This window comes from Paenibacillus sp. D51F, assembly GCF_053345695.1.
This window is the reverse complement of the sequence record NZ_JBKFAO010000002.1, coordinates 157,135-173,648: the sequence shown is the minus strand read 5'-3', so window position 1 is coordinate 173,648 and position 16,514 is coordinate 157,135. Positions and strand designations below refer to the sequence as shown.

The window sequence follows — 16,514 nt, the reverse complement described above, 5'->3', positions numbered from 1 at the left end:
TGTTGAGCCAACAACCGAGGGGAGAGATCGGCGCGTGAGTGCACAAGTCATTGACGGAAAGCGCATAGCGGGAGAAGTTCGTTCGGAAGTGAAGCTGGAGGCGGAGAGGCTGAGGGCTTCCGGCATCGTGCCGGGACTGGCGGTCGTTCTCGTCGGAGAAGATCCTGCTTCGGCCGTGTATGTGGGCAGCAAGGAGAAGGCTTGCGCGGAAATGGGCTTCTACTCCGAGGTCCATCGCTTGCCTGGACAGACGACCCAGGAAGAGCTTCTGGAGCTGGTCGGGCAGCTCAACCGGAACGAGTTGATCCATGGCATTCTGGTCCAGCTGCCGCTTCCTCCGCATATAGCGGAGAAAGCGGTCATCGACGCAATCAGCGTCGAGAAGGATGTGGACGGCTTCAGCCCGCAAAGCACGGGCAATCTCGTCATCGGCGACGAAAGCCTGCTGCCCTGCACGCCTGCAGGCATCATCGAGCTGATCAAGCGCAGCGGCCATGAGATCGCGGGCAAGCATGCGGTCGTGATCGGACGCAGCAATATCGTCGGCAAGCCGGTCGCCATGCTGCTGCTCCGCGAGAATGCGACCGTGACCGTCTGCCACTCCCGTACGGACAATCTGGAGGCGATATCGTCCGCCGCGGATATTCTCGTCGTGGCCATCGGCAAGCCGAAGGCGATCGGTCCCAGCTGCATCAAGCCTGGAGCCGTCGTCATCGATGTCGGCGTCAACCGGCTCGACAACGGCAAGCTTGCGGGCGATGTCGATTACGAGGCTTGCCTTCCGGCGGCCGGGGCGATAACTCCCGTGCCGGGCGGAGTGGGACCGATGACGATCGCCATGCTGATGCACAACACGCTGAAGGCTGCTCGGCGAGCAGCGGGAGCGTGACCAGCTTATGGCCGATACACCACGGATTTATTCCATCAAAGAACTGAACCGGTATATCCGGATGAAGCTGGAAGGCGACAGGCTGCTTGGCGATGTTTGGCTGCGCGGCGAAATTTCCAACTTCACCCACCACTCCAGCGGCCATATGTATTTTACGCTCAAGGACAAGGACAGCCGGCTCAAATGCATCATGTTCGCCAGCCATAACCAGCGGCTTCCCTTCATTCCCAAGGAGGGCGCCAAAGTCATCGCCCGAGGCAACATCTCCGTATATGAAAGAGACGGCAATTATCAATTCTATGCGACGTCCATGCAGCCGGACGGACTTGGAAGCCTGTACTTGGCCTTCGAGCAGCTGAAGGCAAGGCTGGAGGAGGAAGGCCTGTTCCGCGAAGAACGGAAGCGGGAGCTTCCCCGGTATCCGGCTGTCGTCGGAGTCGTTACCTCTCCTACAGGAGCTGCGATCCGGGATGTGATCATTACGCTGCGGCGCAGATATCCTGCCGCGGCGATTCTTGTCTATCCGGCGCTTGTGCAGGGGAAAGCCGCTGCCCCGTCCATCGTGAAGGGCATCGAAGCTCTCAATCGCCATGGACAGGCCGATGTCCTCATCGTCGGCCGCGGCGGCGGCTCGCTCGAGGAATTATGGGCGTTCAACGAGGAATCCGTGGCGCGTGCGATTTTTGCCTCCGGCATTCCGGTCATTTCAGCGGTCGGACATGAGACCGATTTCACCATCGCGGATTTCGTAGCCGACAAGCGTGCGGCTACGCCGACGGCCGCCGCAGAGCTTGCTGCGCCGAATATGGCGGAGATAGGCGAGTATCTGGGCAGGCTGAACCAGCGCCTCGCCGCAGCGGCCCGCAGCACGGTCGACCGCCGCAAGGAGAGGCTGCTTAGGGCAAGGAGATCGCCCTATTTCGTCCATCCGCGCCGATATCTGCTCGACCAGGCGCAGCGGCTTGACCGGCTGAAGGAGCGTCTGGAGGAGAAGATCCGCCGCCAGCCCGACAAAGCCGGGGACAAGCTGCTCCGGCTGCGCAAAGTTCTGCAGGCGCATGATCCGAGCGGAAGGGCGGCCGCTGCCGCCAAGCAGCTGGGCCAGACGAAGGGGAGGCTGGAGAAGGCGATGCGCATGGCCGTCAAGGACAAGCGCGGCCAGGCCGCAGCTGCCGTCAGACAGCTCGACTCGCTCAGCCCGCTCAAGGTCATGGCCCGGGGTTACGGCCTTGTCTTCGACGACAGCGAGAACCGCATCATCCGTTCCGTCAAGGAGCTGTCGCCGGGCGATATGGTCCGGGTGAAGCTTCAGGACGGAAAAGCACAGTGCCATGTATGGGCGATAGAGGAGGAGTGAGCCGCATGAAGGCTGATAATCAGGAACCGGCCATGAGCTTCGAGGAAGCGATGGAGAAGCTGGAATCGATCGTCGATCGTCTAGAAGGCGGGGACGTTCCGCTGGAAACGGCGATCGACCTGTTCCAGGAAGGGATGAAGCTGTCCCAATTGTGCGGAGGCAAGCTGGAGCAAGTGGAGAAACGGATTGAGACGCTGCTGGAGTCGGGGTCCGAATTCCAGACCCAGCCTTTCTCGGCTGCACAGAACGATCGGGAGGATGTCCTGTGATCGATACGACGACGTTCAAGGAGTATTTGTCCGCATCGGCCTTGCTCGTGGAAGAAGCGCTTGCGGCGAGCCTGCCTCCCTCATGGGACGTGCCGGGCACGCTTCGCGAATCCATGGCTTACTCCCTGTCTGCCGGAGGCAAGCGCATTCGTCCCGTGCTCGTTCTGGCTGCCGCGGAGGCGGCCCGCGGAGATGCCCGCGACCAGGAGGCTGCGCTGTCCGTAGCTTGCGCGGTTGAGCTTATCCATACGTATTCGCTGATCCATGACGATCTTCCGGCCATGGACAACGACGACTTTCGGCGCGGCAAGCCGACCAACCACCGGATTTACGGAGAGGCAATGGCGATTCTGGCCGGCGACGCGCTGCTCACGCATGCCTTCTATTTGACGGCAGCGGCAAGGAGCAAGGGAGCGGATCCAGGCGTTCTGCTGGACATAACCGCCGATCTTGCGCGGCTCTCCGGCGCAGCAGGAATGGTTGGCGGGCAGGCTGCCGATATGAAGGGCGAGCAAGGGGTAACGACGCTTAAGGAGCTTGAATATATCCATGAGCACAAAACCAGCGATTTGATCGTATTTTCAATTCTTGCCGGGGGACGCCTTGGAGGCGCCGGCGAGGAGGCATTGAAGCATCTAGGCCTGTTCGGGCGAAACATCGGGCTCGCATTCCAGATCCAGGACGATATTCTCGACCTGATCGGCGACGAGCAAAAAATGGGTAAGAAAACAAACAGCGACACGGCCGCGGGCAAAGTCACGTATCCTTTCCTGATCGGCATGGATGAAAGCCGCCGCTTGATGGAGCAGCTGACAAGCGACGCCAAGGAAGCTCTTGGCCGCGCCGGGCTGGCGAAGCCGGCAAGGCTGCTCGAAATGGCGGACTACCTGCTGAAGCGGGACCGCTGACCCTGCTGGGTTCGTGTCGTTTTGTATGATATAATGGTGAATAATGTGTATTGACGGAGCGGCGATCGATACCCGCTCAGGAAAGCGAGGAACCTTATCGTGCTGCTCGACAACCTCAACGGACCTCAAGATCTCAAGAAGCTGGCCTTGCCGGAACTGGATCAGCTCGCGGCCGAAATCCGCGAATTCCTTATCCGCAAGCTGTCGGCGACCGGCGGGCATCTAGCTCCCAACCTTGGCGTCGTCGAATTGACTCTTGCGCTCCACTATCTGTTCAACAGTCCGGAAGACAAGTTCCTGTTCGACGTCGGTCACCAGTCTTACGTCCACAAGATCTTGACCGGCCGCATGGACCGCTTCGACAGCTTGCGCCAGCAGGGCGGGCTGTGCGGCTTCATCAAGCGCAGCGAAAGCGAGCATGACGTATGGGAGGCAGGCCACAGCAGCACCTCCCTCTCGGCAGCAATGGGCATGGCGCTGGCGCGGGATCTGCAAGGCGGCAGCAACAAGGTCGTCGCGGTCATCGGCGACGGAGCCCTTACCGGCGGCATGGCGCTTGAAGCCATGAACCATATCGGCCACGAAAAGAAGAATCTGATCGTCATTTTGAATGACAACGAGATGTCGATCGCCCCGAATGTCGGAGCCATGCATCAGTATCTCGGCCGGATCCGTACGGACCGGCATTACCAGAAGGCGAAGGAAGAGCTTCAATCTCTTCTCCAGAAGGTCCCCGCCATCGGCGGCAAGCTGGCGAAGACGGCGGAGCGGTTCAAGGACAGCTTCAAATATTTGCTGATGAGCGGCATCTTGTTCGAGCAGTTCGGGTTCCATTATCTCGGTCCGGTCGACGGCCACGACATGGGCCAGCTGCTGGATGTGCTGCAACAGGCGGGCAACGTGCAAGGACCGGTTCTTGTGCATGTCGTCACGGTCAAAGGCAAAGGATATACGCCGGCCGAGAACGACTCGTTCAAATGGCACGGGGCTTCTCCGTACAAGATCGAATCCGGCCAAATGCTCAAGGCGGTCGGACCGCCGATGTATACCGAGGTGTTCGGCGATGCGCTCATCGAGCTGGCCGAGCGCGACGAGCGCATCGTGGCGGTCACTCCGGCGATGCCAGCAGGATCCGGGCTGATGAAGTTCGCGGCCCGTTTCCCCGGCAGGATGATCGACGTCGGCATCGCGGAGCAGCATGCGGCGACGATGTCGGCGGCGATGGCTATGGAAGGGATGAAGCCGGTGTATGCCGTGTACTCCACCTTCCTGCAGCGCGCCTATGATCAAGTCGTCCATGATATTTGCAGGCAGAACGCGAACGTCATTTTCGCCATCGACCGCGCCGGCTTTGTCGGTCCGGACGGCGAGACGCATCACGGCGTGTATGATATCGCCTACTTGCGCCATATTCCGAACATGGTGCTGATGATGCCCAAGGATGAGAACGAGCTCCGCAACATGATGAAAACCGCCGTCGATTACAACGAAGGCCCGATTGCCATTCGTTATCCGCGCGTGAACGGAACGGGGGTCGAGATGGATCCCGTCATGACGCCGATTCCGATCGGCACCTGGGAGACGGTCCGCGCAGGCGAATCGGCCGCGGTCATCGCAGTCGGACCGATGGTCCAGGCAGCGGAAAAAGCCGCCGAGCTTTTGAAGCGGGAAGGTCTTTCCCTTCGTGTAATCAATGCCCGCTTCATCAAGCCGCTGGATCACGTCATGCTTGATTCCTTGGCGGAAGAGGGCATTCCGCTTCTCGTCATGGAGGAAGGCTCGCTCCAAGGAGGGCTCGGAAGCGCGGTGCTGGAGCATTATGCCTTGGGCGGGCGCACGGGCGTCCAGGTCCGGCTGATCGGCATACCGGATGAATTCATTGAGCATGCTTCCATTGAGGAGCAGCGCGCAGAAGTAGGGTTGACGCCGGAGCGTCTGGCGGCCGAGGTCATGGGACTGCAGCCGAGGCGCAAGCGGGCGACGAACCAGCTTTGACGGCAGATGGCCTGCGGCGTTCTCACGCTGCAGGCCTTTTTTTTGGTCAGGGAAACGAATGCGGACCCATAATCATAACAAGCAGAGGAGAAAGCAATGGCGTCTTCCAAAGAAAGAATCGATGTGCTGCTCGTGGAGCTGGGATATTTTCCGAGCAGGGAAAAGGCGAAGGCGGCGCTGATGGCCGGCCTTGTGCTGGTGGACAACGAACCGGTGGACAAAAGCGGGATGAAGGTGGACCGCGGCTCCGATATTAAAGTCAAGGGAAGCGTCCATCCATATGTCAGCCGCGGAGGTCTGAAACTTGAGAAGGCGATCCGTGAATTCGGGCTTGATCTCACCGGCCGCACGATGCTCGATATCGGGGCTTCGACCGGGGGATTCACAGACTGCGCGCTTCAGCATGGAGCCGGGCATGTCTACGCGATCGATGTCGGGTACAATCAGCTCGATTGGTCGCTTCGGCAGGATCCGAGAGTGACCGTGATGGAAAGGATCAATTTCCGTTTCATGACTCCCGAAGACATCAAGGGAGCCCGGCCGGATTTCGCTTCCATCGATGTATCCTTCATTTCGCTGAAGCTCATCCTGCCGCCGCTGTCGCAGCTGCTGGATGCCGGAGCGGATGTCGTGGCGCTGATCAAGCCTCAATTCGAAGCCGGCCGCGAGAAGGTCGGCAAAGCCGGCATCGTCCGGGAGCCTGCCGTTCACAGGGAAGTGCTGCATTCGGTGCTTGAAGCTGCGGACGCGGCCGGTTTCGCTCTCGTCGACCTGACGTATTCGCCGATAACCGGCGGCGAGGGCAATATTGAGTTTCTGGCGCGCTGGAAGCGGAGCGGCGGCGAGGAAAAGGACTCTGCAGAAGCGACTGGATGGTCGAGCGAGCAGATCAGCCAAGTCGTCCGGGAAGCCGGGGAGAGATTCGGCTCGGGCAAATAAATTCTTCCATCCCCACTTTACAGACAAACGCATGTTCTGGTATTCTGGAAACAACAAACAAATGTTCGGGGATAATTCTCACTCTCCATGAAGGAAATGCGGCAGAAAAATCGAATTCATCCCTCACCGCTGCTTGCGGGAGGAGGGAAGATCGTGGATCTGTTCGTCATGGTTGCGGCAGTTCTGCTAATCGTTTATTGGGGGTACCGCGCCTTCTACAATTGGCTCCATCAGCCGCGAGGGATGAAGCGGCTTGTGCTGGGAAGAGGAGAACTGCTTGAACCTGACGATGCCCATGTGCTCTTTCTGGAATCACGAGGATATGAAGTATTGTCCGGCAAGCACAAGGTTCCGATCGCCGTGGAATTGGACGGTCAGGAATTGTACAGCCGCCTCTACATCGACTATGTGGCGGAATGTGATGGACTTATGTATGCGGTGAAGATCAGCCGCGAACGCCAGCCCATGGATTGGACGGGCAGCGGGCTTCGCGATCGGCTGCTGGTTTTCAGCCTGCTTATGCCGGAACTGGAAGGCATTCTGGTGGTGGATCCGGCGGAGCGGTCGATAAGAACGGTCAAGTTCGATTTAGAGGATACAAAGAGGCCAAGAACAAGGGAGGCATAAGGGATGAAAGGTCTTCGTCATGTCAAGATCAGGGAGATCATCGGCAGGAGCGTCATCGAAACTCAGGACGAGCTGGTGGAAGCCCTGCGTGCGACCGGGCTGCAGGTGACCCAAGCAACCGTGTCGAGGGATATCAAGGAGCTGCAGCTCATCAAGGTGCCTGCTGAAGACGGCAGGTACAAATATTCATTGCCGCAGGAACAGCGTTTCGTTCCCGTCAACAAGCTCAAGCGTTCCATGCTGGACAACTTCCTCGGCGTGGATCAGGCAGACAACCTGGTCGTCATGAAGTGCTTGCCCGGGACAGCCAACGGAATCGCTTCCCTGCTGGACGGCATGGAATGGCCTGAGATCATGGGAACGATTTCCGGCGACGATACGATTTTGATTATATGCCGCAAGAAAGAAGGCGGCAGCAAGATCGTCGACCTGCTGCTCGGCATGATGAACTAATACCTACTTTTACGGAACGAGGAGTGTGTCTTTATGCTTCGCGAATTGTCCATCCGCAATTTAGCCGTTATTGAAGAAGTCACGGTCGGTTTCCATGATGGTTTCCATGTATTGACCGGCGAGACGGGGGCCGGCAAGTCCATTTTGATCGATGCGCTCATTCTTTTGATCGGCGGCAGAGGATCCTCGGATATGGTCCGCTACGGATGCGACAAGGCGGAGATGGAGGCGACATTCGATCTTCCGGCCGGCCATCCGGTATGGAGGGCGATCGAGCGGCTTGGGCTTCAGGGCAGCTCGGAGGACCTGCTCATCATCCGCAGAGAGCTCTCCGCTCAAGGAAAGAGCTCTTGCCGGATCAACGGCAGCATAGCCAATCTGACGATGCTGCGCGAGGTCGGAGAGTGCCTGGTCAACATTCATGGCCAGCATGAGCATCAATCGCTTTTGAAGAGCGAGCATCATCTCGAATGGCTCGACCTGTTCGCAGGCGAGAAGGTGGCTGGCTTGAAGCGTGAGTATCAGGCCGCCTTCTCCCGCTACGGCGAAGTCCGGCAGGCGCTCAAGAACGCCCAGGATACAAGCCGCCACAACATGCAAATGCTCGACCTCTACAAGTTCCAGCTCCAAGAAATCCGTTCAGCCGGGCTCAGGAAGGATGAATGGGATCAGCTGCAGGAAGAGAAGGAGAAGCTTTCGCACTCGGAAAAGCTGATGTCCCATGCATCGGCTGCATACGGGCTGCTGTTCGATGGCGGGTCGCTTGAGGCGATCAGTTCGGCGATCGCCAAGCTTGAAGACATCAAGGCTTACGATTCGGCTGTACTGGAGCCGCTGCTGGAACAGCTGAAGGGAGCGTTCTACCAAGCCGAAGATGCTGCGCATCAGCTTCGAGGATATCGCGATTCCGTTCAGAGCGATCCGGAGCGGCTTGACGTCATCGAGGACAGGCTTACGGTCATCGGCGGCCTGCGTCGCAAGTACGGAGACACCGTTGCTGATATTCTGGCTTATTACAAGAAAATCAAACATGAAGCGGATCTGATCGAGAACAGGGACGAGCATATCCGGCAGCTGGAGGCGTCGCTGTTAAGCGCACATGCGGAAGCGTCGGCGCTTGGAGAAAGCCTCTCGCACGAGCGCTCGATCGCCGCAGAACTACTGTCGGCATCGGTCGAGCTTCAATTGAAGGATCTCGGCATGAGCCGCACCGTTTTCCGCGCTTCCCTGCAAAGACAGCCGCAGGGCGATGGCTACCGTCTTGGCCTCAACGGCATCGACGAAGCTGATTTCCTTTTGGCCCCCAACCCTGGCGAGCCGCTCAAGCCGCTCAGCAAAATCGCTTCCGGAGGCGAGATGTCCAGGATCATGCTGGCGCTCAAAAGCATATTCGCGGAGATCGATCAGGTACCCGTACTTATCTTCGATGAGGTGGATACCGGCGTAAGCGGCAGGGCAGCGCAAGCAATAGCGGAAAAGATGTCGCAATTATCCGGCAAATGCCAGGTATTCTCGATCACCCATCTGCCGCAAGTCGCCTGCATGGCGGATTATCATTATGAGATCAGCAAGGATGTCGTACGCGACAGGACTGTCACATCCGTCAAGGAACTGAGCGACCGCGAGCGGATCGAAGAGCTTGCCCGCATGCTCGGAGGCGTTGAAGTGACGGACAAAACCCGCCATCATGCACAAGAAATGCTGGTGCTGGCAGATCGACAAAAAGGGGCCTGATCAAGGTATTCAGGGAATGTTTTATCGGACATAAATCAGGGGGGGCGGGGTACCTTATAGGTACGCAATTGGCGATTACCTTTCTCGTCAAGCGATGGAACTACAGGGAGCGTGAGATCATTGAGCGCCAACCAGCGGAAGCGGTGGTTCGGGTTAGTTCTTGTATTCTTCGTTTGCATGATCGGCATCTCCAGTCCGTTCCTGAATTATGCCTCATTCCCGAAAGAGCTGCGTTTATTCTCCGGGCAGATGAAACGACTGGATTACAACATGCCCGTTCGTGCGGACGTGACCGTGGACTCCAACCTCATTCATGTGAACGGAAAATCCGAAGGAAGGCAATCCCTTGATTTGAACCGGCCCATATCCATTGCCGCTTCCAAAGAAACCGGCAAAGCCACGATGTCCTTGAAACTGTTCGGAGCTATCCCCTTCAAGACAGTTCATGTCGATGTCATTCCCGATCTGAAGGTCATTCCAGGAGGACAGACGATCGGAGTCAAAGTGAAATCCTCAGGCATTCTTGTTGTCGGCCATCATCTCGTTAAGGAAAGTCCGCAATCCAAAGTTTCTCCTGGAGAGCTTGCAGGCATTCGTTTGGGCGATTTGATCATGGAGATCAACGGCCAGCGCGTACGTGAAGTCAAGCAGGTCGCGGAATTTACCGAGACAGCCGGAACCAGCAAGGAACCGCTGAGACTAAAAGTCAAAAGGGCTGGAAAAATGATGGACATCGAGCTAAAGCCGGCTTACGACGTGGATGACCGCTCCTGGCGAATCGGCCTTTATATCCGCGATTCGGCTGCAGGCGTAGGCACGCTGACGTTCTACGCGCCGGATCAAGGCGTGTATGGCGCTCTGGGACATGTCATTACCGATCTGGATACCGGCACGGCCATTGAAGTCGGGGACGGCCAAATTCTCCAGTCCAATGTGACTTCCATCAACAAAAGCTTGAGCGGCGAACCGGGCGAGAAAAGAGCGCATTTCGTGAATGAAAGCCAGATCCTCGGCAACATCGAACGCAATACGCCTTTCGGCATCTTCGGCAAGATGAAAGAAATGCCAAGCCATAGCTATCAATCCGAAGCGGTTCCAGTCGCTTTCTCGGAAGAAGTCGCAGAAGGACCGGCCGAAATTCTGACCGTGCTGAGCGGACAGAAGGTCGAGCGGTTCAAGGTCGAGATTTCCCATGTGAGCCGTCAGAAAAGCCCAGCGACAAAAGGCATGGTCATCAAGGTTACGGACAAAAGGCTTCTGGATTTGACGGGCGGCATCGTTCAAGGCATGTCGGGAAGTCCGATCATGCAGAACGGCAAGCTGATTGGAGCGGTGACGCATGTATTCGTAAATGATCCTTCTTCCGGATATGGATGTTTTATCGAGTGGATGCTTCAAGACGCAGGCGTTCTTCTTCAAACCTCGAACAGGGACCTTAAGGCAGCTTGATGCCTTGAGGTCCCTGTTTGTCGAATGATAAGGAACGGGGTCGCTAAATGTAGCAAAATAATTATTATACATATATCGTTAGGGAAAATAAAGAAAAATAATATTCGACAGAAGGATTTCAATTGAAACTGTCGAAATGTTATAGGAGCAAAATGAAACAGCCGACCATCTCAGTTCAATTTGGAGGAGGACCAATTTTGGCTAAAATCGAAGTTTTGTTAGCAGATGACAATAGGGAATTTACGAACCTGCTTTCGGAGTACATATCGGAGCAGGAGGATATGGAAGTTTCCGGCATCGCTTACAACGGCGAAGAAGTATTGCGTTTGCTAAGCGAAATGGAACGTATTCCGGATGTGCTTATTCTCGACATCATCATGCCTCATCTTGATGGTCTCGGCGTTTTGGAACGTCTGCGCGATGCCGGAATTCAACCGATGCCTAAAATAATCATGCTGACAGCTTTCGGCCAAGAGAACATCACACAAAAGGCCGTACAGCTGGGAGCATCCTATTATATCCTCAAGCCATTTGACATGGAGATGCTGGCCAACCGCGTTCGTCAGCTTGTAGGCAATTCGGCGGTAATGGCATCATCCGGCTCCTCGTTCTCCGCATCTTCGGTCATCAAGTCCAACGTGGTGCCGATCGCAAAAGGGAAAAATCTGGACGCCAATATCACCAGCATCATTCATGAAATCGGCGTTCCTGCACATATTAAAGGATATCAGTATCTGCGCGAGGCCATCACGATGGTGTACAACAACATCGAGATTCTCGGCGCCATCACCAAAACGCTGTATCCTGCCATCGCGGAGAAGTTCAAGACGACTCCTTCCCGCGTCGAACGCGCTATCCGCCATGCCATTGAAGTCGCTTGGACGCGCGGTAACATCGACAGCATCAGCCACCTGTTCGGCTATACGATCAACATCAGCAAGTCCAAGCCGACAAACAGCGAGTTCATCGCCATGGTGGCGGACAAGCTGCGGATCGAGCACAAAGTCAGCTAGTCAATTCAATCCATTTGTTCGCATGGATGAGCTCGACTGCATACACGCTCCTTACTGCCCGGCAGCTTGCGCATTTACAGCCGCGGAGGATAAGAATCTGGTTCTGCATGGCGAGGGTATGAAAGGATTGGATGGCTTTTCAAGAAACTTATGCCCTCTGCATCAAGCTCATCTAGTCTTGGCAACATGAAAGCTTAGTATAAGCTTCGTAACCTAAAAGGTCATTAGTCTCGGTAACATCAAAGCTCAGCATAAGCTTCGTACCATCAAAGCTCATCTTAGCCTTGGTACCATCAATGCTCATCTTAGCCTTGGTACCATCCAAGCTCATCTTAACCTTGGTACCATCCAAGCTCGTCATAACCTTGATAAGACCAAGAAGACCGTTGGGCATTAAGCCGCAACGGTCTTCTTTTATCGCACTGCATGAAGCCGCGTGATTGTAGCGCGCAGTCATATCCAGCGGGAGCTATTTCTTTTTGGAACGGTTTTTGGAGGATTTCTTGGCCCGGGAGATGCTGGATCGATTGCAGTCGCCATTCACGTGAAGTTCATGATTCTCGTTATTAACAGAGCCTACATGTTCATCGCGGCAATTGTAACGGTAAACGTCGCAACGGACGGGAACGCAGTGATGACGAGTGACGATATCGATGTTGTGGACGACTCTGACGAGCTGCGGATGATAGATATCGCGGTAGACCGTTTGAGTAGGATCGACAACTGTCTCTTCAGGACAATATGGACGGTTCGGATGACAGGACATGCTTGCAACTCCTTTCCTAACTGGTTACTTGTATAGTACGAGTCAGGAAAGGGAATTGCTTGTGCCATCGCCTTGCGGGTCAAAGGTTGGGTCTAGGCCGCTTCTTCTTGAATCTCGGAGCGACATAATTATGCTTGCGGTCGCGGAAGAAGATCCATCCGCCAATGAAACCGATTCCGACAGCAAACATGATAAACCCGCCAATGAATGGCAGCCATTTGAAATGCGGAATGATGGAATCATTGCCGAGATCGGCAAAATATTCGAACGTGGAGCTCTTCATCTTCAGAAATCCGTAACAGGCTATGATTCCGGGAATGACAAGAATAAGAATAGCAATAAACCTGGATATGACCATTCTCATGGTGTTCTCTCCTTAATCAGGCCCAAACTCGGCATTATTCCTGACAAAGTTGCCTAAAATAAGCCTTTTTTAATGATAACGTTAAACGGCATGCTTGTCCATGCAGTGTTATTCGCGTTTTAAAAAAGGTACAATGGAGTCATTGCACTTTGATTGAAGGGGAAGCGATACGATGACGATTCAAGTAGATATTGCCGTGCTTGGCGGGGGACCCGGCGGATACACGGCTGCAATTCGAGCGGCGCAGGAAGGGAAATCCGTAGCGATTGTGGAGAGGGATCGAGTCGGCGGGACATGCTTGCATCGAGGCTGCATTCCAAGCAAAGCCCTGCTTCGAAGCGCGGAAGTGTACCAGTCGCTCCTGCATGCGGATGCATATGGAGTCAGGGTGGACAAGAACGGCATAAGTGTGGATTTCGGAGCCGTTCAGAGCCGCAAGGAAGGCGCCGTCGATCAGTTGTACCGCGGGCTCCAGCAGCTGATGAAGAAACACGGCATCCAGATCGTGCATGGCAGCGGGCGCATTGTCGGTCCGTCCATCTTCTCGCCCAAGAGCGGCACGTTGGCCGTCGAATTGGCGGACGGGGAGACGGAATCCGTCGTGTCCAAACAGCTGATCATCGCGACAGGCTCGCGTCCGCGGATATTGCCGGGTCTGGAACCGGACGGCGGGAATGTCTTGAGCAGCGACGAGGCGCTCCGTCTGGAGTCGCTGCCTGCCTCGATGATTATTGTCGGAGGAGGCGTAATCGGAGTGGAATGGGCTTCCATGCTGACTGATTTCGGCGTCAAGGTGACGCTTGTCGAGACAGCTTCGCGCATTTTGCCTGGAGAAGATGCCGACGTCTCGGGAGCTTTAGCCAAAGCATTGAAATCCCGGGGAGCCATCATCCATACCGACGCCGTCGTCATTCCTGAGACGCTGGAGCGCCAACCGGCGGGCATTGCCGTCGATGCGCGAATCGGCTCCGCGACCGTCAAGCTCGAAGCCGAGAAGCTTCTGGTATCGGTAGGCAGGGTAGCCAACGTCGAGGGCATCGGCCTTGAAAATACCGATATCCAGGTCAGCGGCGGCTGGATCAAGGTGAACGGCAGCCTGCAAACATCGGAGCCTCACATTTACGCCATTGGCGACGTTACCGGAGGGGTGCAGCTGGCGCATGCCGCCGCTCACGAAGGAATCGCGGCTGTGGAGCATATTCTCGGCGAAAAGACGGCTCCGCCGGCTGCGCACCGGATTCCGCGCTGCGTATACAGCTATCCGGAAACAGCATCGATCGGATATACGGAGGAGCAGGCCCGAGCCCAAGGGCATGAACCGAAGACTGCGCGCCTTCCATTCGCAGCGGTCGCCAAAGCGATCGTGCAGGGAGATACGCAGGGCTTTGTCAAAGTCATCGCGGATTCGACGACAGGGGATTTGCTCGGCGTCCATATCATCGGCGCTCATGCGACGGAGCTGATCGCCGAAGCAGCGCTCGCTCAACTCGTCGACGCCGTGCCATGGGAAGTCGGAGCGAGCATCCATCCTCATCCTTCCCTATCGGAAGCGTTAGGTGAAGCCATGCTGGCCGTGGACGGCAAATCCTTCGCATTCTGACCTTCCAGCCGCTTTTGGGCGGCTGGAGTTTCCTTTTGCCCGAGACCGAGTTATAATGAGTATGATCAAGTATTAGTACCTGGTATTAAAACTAGGAGCAGAAGGAGGTTCATCCCATGAACCAACCACCTGTAGGCAGCTTGACCCGTCACCGCGAGCTCGGATTGTCGGATGAAGATGCTGTTCAAATGTATGCGAAAATGCGCACGGCCCGGATGTTCGACGAGAGAGTCCTCTTGCTGCAGCGTGCCGGCAAAATCAATTTCCACGTATCCGGAATCGGCCAGGAAGCCGCTCAAGTGGCCGCAGCCTGGGCTCTTGACCGGGACCAGGATTATTTCCTCCCTTATTATCGCGATTACGGCTTCGTCCTCTCGGTCGGCATGACGCTGCGCGAGCTGATGCTGTCCGTCTTCGCCAAAGCAGAGGATCCGACGAGCGGAGGCCGGCAGATGCCGGGCCACTTCGGCCACAAGCGTCTGCGGATCGTCACCGGCTCTTCTCCCGTGACGACCCAGGTTCCCCATGCGGTCGGCATCGCTCTGGCCGCCAAGATGAAAGGCGAGCAGAGAGTCAGCTTCGTGACGTTCGGGGAAGGCTCGAGCAACCAGGGCGATTTCCATGAAGGCTGCAACTTTGCGGGCGTCCATAAGCTGCCGGTCATCCTCATGTGCGAGAACAACCAGTATGCCATCTCGGTACCGGTCCACAAGCAGCTGGGCGGCCGGGTGGCGGACCGTGCCCTCGGCTACGGGTTCACCGGCCTGCGAGTGGACGGCAACGATCCGCTTGCGGTCTACGGCGTCGTCAAGGAAGCGCATCGTCGAGCGCTTGCCGGCGAAGGGCCTACCCTCGTCGAGGCGATGATGTACCGGGTGTCCCCTCACTCCACTTCGGACAACGATCTTGCATACCGGACCAAGGAAGAAGTCGATGAGAACCGCGCCAAGGACGGCGTGATCAGCTTCCGCCAGTATCTGATCGATGCCGGCGCCTGGAGCGTGGAGAAGGACGAGGAGCTGACGGCAGCGATCCGCCGGGAGCTCGACGAGGCGACGAAATATGCCGATGAAGCGCCTTTCCCCGCGGCTGAGAGCACGCTGCTCCATGTCTACGCGGACGGAAGCGAAGGAGGAAAGTAAACGATGCCAGTACTCGACTATATAGAGGCGATCCGGCTTGCCATGAAAGAAGAAATGGAGCGCGATCCGGATGTATTCGTGCTCGGTGAGGATGTAGGCGTCAAGGGCGGCGTGTTCACGACGACGAAGGGTCTTCAGCAGCAGTTCGGCGAGACCCGCGTCATGGATACTCCGCTGTCGGAATCGGCGATCGCCGGGGTTGCGATCGGAGCGGCCATGTATGGAATGAAGCCGATCGCAGAGATGCAGTATTCGGACTTCATGTTCCCTGCGACCAATCAGATCATCAGCGAGGCGGCCAAAATCCGTTACCGCTCGAACAACGACTGGTCATGCCCGCTCGTCATCCGCGCGCCGATCGGCGGCGGCATCTTCGGAGGCCTCTATCATTCCCAGTGCCCGGAATCGGTCTTCTTCGGAACGCCAGGGCTCAAGATCGTCGCCCCTTATACGCCTGCGGACGCCAAAGGACTGCTGACTGCCGCTATCCGCGACCCTGATCCGGTGTTGTTCTTCGAGAACAAGAAATGTTATACGCTCGTCAACGGCTCCGTTCCGGAAGGCGATTATACGGTGCCGATCGGCAAGTCCAATGTACTGCGGGAAGGCGATGACATTACGGTCATCAGCTACAGCCTGCCTCTTCATTTCGCCCTGCAGGCGGCCGAGGAGCTCGCAGCGGAAGGAATCAGCGCGCATATTCTGGATCTGCGCACTCTTCAGCCGCTCGACAAGGAAGGCATTCTCGAAGCGGCCCGCCGCACTGGGAAAGTGCTGATCATTCATGAGGACAACAAAACCGGCGGCATCGGCGCGGAGGTGTCCGCGATCATCGCCGAGGAGATGCTCTACGAGCTTGACGCCCCGATCCGCAGATTGTGCGGTCCGGATGTGCCGGCGATGCCGATCAATCCTCCCGGGGAAAAATTCTTCATGCTGAACAAGGACAAAGTGCTCGAGGCCATGAGAGAGCTTGCTCTTTACTGATCCCGATGCTTTGCGATTACGA

The 16,514-nt window shown here is 56.6% G+C and carries 15 protein-coding genes; 14 read left to right on the top strand and 1 reads right to left on the bottom strand.

The window, feature by feature from the left end; translation table 11 throughout:
• Window positions 1–34: 34 nt before the first annotated feature.
• From folD to spo0A, 11 genes are all read left to right on the top strand, one after another.
• Complete coding sequence (folD, locus tag ACLBWT_RS04365) at window positions 35–889, top strand: bifunctional methylenetetrahydrofolate dehydrogenase/methenyltetrahydrofolate cyclohydrolase FolD (RefSeq protein WP_447661847.1); 855 nt, start codon at window positions 35–37, stop codon at window positions 887–889.
• A 7-nt stretch (window positions 890–896) separates the two neighbouring features.
• On the top strand, window positions 897–2,246 hold the full coding sequence (xseA, locus tag ACLBWT_RS04360; RefSeq protein ID WP_447661846.1) for an exodeoxyribonuclease VII large subunit: 1,350 nt from the start codon (window positions 897–899) through the stop codon (window positions 2,244–2,246).
• Window positions 2,247–2,251: 5 nt separating this feature from the next.
• Window positions 2,252–2,515 (top strand): exodeoxyribonuclease VII small subunit, encoded by a 264-nt coding sequence (xseB, locus tag ACLBWT_RS04355; protein WP_447661845.1) that lies wholly within the window; start codon window positions 2,252–2,254, stop codon window positions 2,513–2,515.
• Window positions 2,512–3,423: a polyprenyl synthetase family protein gene (locus tag ACLBWT_RS04350; protein WP_447661844.1), complete on the top strand. Its 912-nt coding sequence runs from the start codon at window positions 2,512–2,514 to the stop codon at window positions 3,421–3,423. Before xseB ends, ACLBWT_RS04350 begins: the two co-directional genes overlap by 4 nt.
• Before the next feature lie 99 nt (window positions 3,424–3,522).
• Window positions 3,523–5,418 (top strand): 1-deoxy-D-xylulose-5-phosphate synthase, encoded by a 1,896-nt coding sequence (gene dxs, locus ACLBWT_RS04345; RefSeq protein ID WP_447661843.1) that lies wholly within the window; start codon window positions 3,523–3,525, stop codon window positions 5,416–5,418.
• Between the two features lie 96 nt (window positions 5,419–5,514).
• The gene (locus tag ACLBWT_RS04340) at window positions 5,515–6,357 is read left to right on the top strand and encodes a TlyA family RNA methyltransferase (RefSeq protein WP_447661842.1); all 843 of its coding nucleotides are present in this window, start codon (window positions 5,515–5,517) and stop codon (window positions 6,355–6,357) included.
• A 153-nt stretch (window positions 6,358–6,510) separates the two neighbouring features.
• Window positions 6,511–6,984 carry a hypothetical protein gene (locus tag ACLBWT_RS04335; RefSeq protein ID WP_447661841.1) on the top strand — a complete coding sequence of 158 codons (474 nt, stop codon included), beginning with the start codon at window positions 6,511–6,513 and terminating at the stop codon, window positions 6,982–6,984.
• 3 nt (window positions 6,985–6,987) lie between these two features.
• Window positions 6,988–7,437 (top strand): transcriptional regulator AhrC/ArgR, encoded by a 450-nt coding sequence (gene ahrC / locus ACLBWT_RS04330; protein ID WP_021882313.1) that lies wholly within the window; start codon window positions 6,988–6,990, stop codon window positions 7,435–7,437.
• A 33-nt stretch (window positions 7,438–7,470) separates the two neighbouring features.
• Entirely contained in the window at window positions 7,471–9,171 is a 1,701-nt protein-coding gene (gene recN / locus ACLBWT_RS04325) for a DNA repair protein RecN (RefSeq protein ID WP_447661840.1), read from the top strand.
• A 120-nt stretch (window positions 9,172–9,291) separates the two neighbouring features.
• Window positions 9,292–10,620, top strand: coding sequence for a SpoIVB peptidase (spoIVB, locus tag ACLBWT_RS04320; protein WP_447661839.1), 1,329 nt, complete (start codon window positions 9,292–9,294; stop codon window positions 10,618–10,620).
• 197 nt (window positions 10,621–10,817) lie between these two features.
• Window positions 10,818–11,633: a sporulation transcription factor Spo0A gene (gene spo0A / locus ACLBWT_RS04315; RefSeq protein WP_447662242.1), complete on the top strand. Its 816-nt coding sequence runs from the start codon at window positions 10,818–10,820 to the stop codon at window positions 11,631–11,633.
• A gap of 845 nt (window positions 11,634–12,478) precedes the next feature.
• On the opposite strand, the gene ACLBWT_RS04310 is transcribed toward spo0A, so the two are convergent.
• Window positions 12,479–12,757 carry a DUF2627 domain-containing protein gene (locus tag ACLBWT_RS04310; protein WP_447662241.1) on the bottom strand — a complete coding sequence of 93 codons (279 nt, stop codon included), beginning with the start codon at window positions 12,755–12,757 and terminating at the stop codon, window positions 12,479–12,481.
• 178 nt (window positions 12,758–12,935) lie between these two features.
• On the opposite strand from ACLBWT_RS04310, the gene lpdA reads away from it, so the two are divergent.
• The 3 genes from lpdA to ACLBWT_RS04295 all read left to right on the top strand — a co-directional run bounded on the left by lpdA (window position 12,936) and on the right by ACLBWT_RS04295 (window position 16,492).
• The gene (lpdA, locus tag ACLBWT_RS04305; protein WP_447661838.1) at window positions 12,936–14,363 is read left to right on the top strand and encodes a dihydrolipoyl dehydrogenase; all 1,428 of its coding nucleotides are present in this window, start codon (window positions 12,936–12,938) and stop codon (window positions 14,361–14,363) included.
• A 116-nt stretch (window positions 14,364–14,479) separates the two neighbouring features.
• A complete protein-coding gene (locus ACLBWT_RS04300; protein WP_447661837.1) occupies window positions 14,480–15,505 on the top strand; it encodes a thiamine pyrophosphate-dependent dehydrogenase E1 component subunit alpha in 1,026 nt (341 codons plus the stop codon).
• Between the two features lie 3 nt (window positions 15,506–15,508).
• Entirely contained in the window at window positions 15,509–16,492 is a 984-nt protein-coding gene (locus ACLBWT_RS04295; protein ID WP_447661836.1) for an alpha-ketoacid dehydrogenase subunit beta, read from the top strand.
• The last annotated feature ends 22 nt before the right edge of the window (window positions 16,493–16,514 follow it).